This is a genomic window from Roseomonas rosulenta, from assembly GCF_016106005.1.
Taxonomy (GTDB): Bacteria; Pseudomonadota; Alphaproteobacteria; order Acetobacterales; family Acetobacteraceae; genus Neoroseomonas; species Neoroseomonas rosulenta.
In genome coordinates, this window is sequence record NZ_JACADR010000667.1 from 1 (window position 1) to 508 (window position 508).

Sequence of the window (508 nt, forward strand, 5' to 3'; positions counted from 1 at the left end):
CCTCGGCCTCCGCGCCGCCCTCGATCCGGCGCGCGGTGCGCGGCGCGAGGTCGAGCAGCGCGGCGATCGCCGCCCCCGTGGCGCGCTTCGCCCGCGCCTCGAGCCACTTTCCCAGCAGAACGAAGAACACCACCACGGCCGCGGCCTCGAAATACAGCGCATGGGCGTGGTGGGCGCCGTGGCGCAGCAGCAGGAACACCGAGAGCCCCCAGGCGGCGCCGGTGCCCAGCGCCACCAACTGGTCCATGTTGCCGCTGCCCGCGCGCAGCGCCGCGAAGCCCGCACGCCAGAAGCGCGCGCCCAGCCAGAACACCACCGGGGTCGCCAGCGCAGCCTGGACCCAGGCGCCGGGCATCCAGTCCTGGCCGAACGCCATGCCCACCATGCCCAGCAGGAAGGGGGCGCTCAGCAGGCCGGCGGCCAGCAGGTCGCGGCGTTCGCGCGCCGCGCCAGGGTCGGCGCCGGGGGCCCGGTCCGACGCCGCCAGGCGATAGCCGGCGCGCGCCAG

The 508-nt window shown here is 77.0% G+C and carries 1 pseudogene; it reads right to left on the reverse strand.

The window, feature by feature from the left end:
• A pseudogene (locus HW578_RS27550) lies at positions 1-508 on the reverse strand (copper-transporting ATPase); the annotation flags it as partial.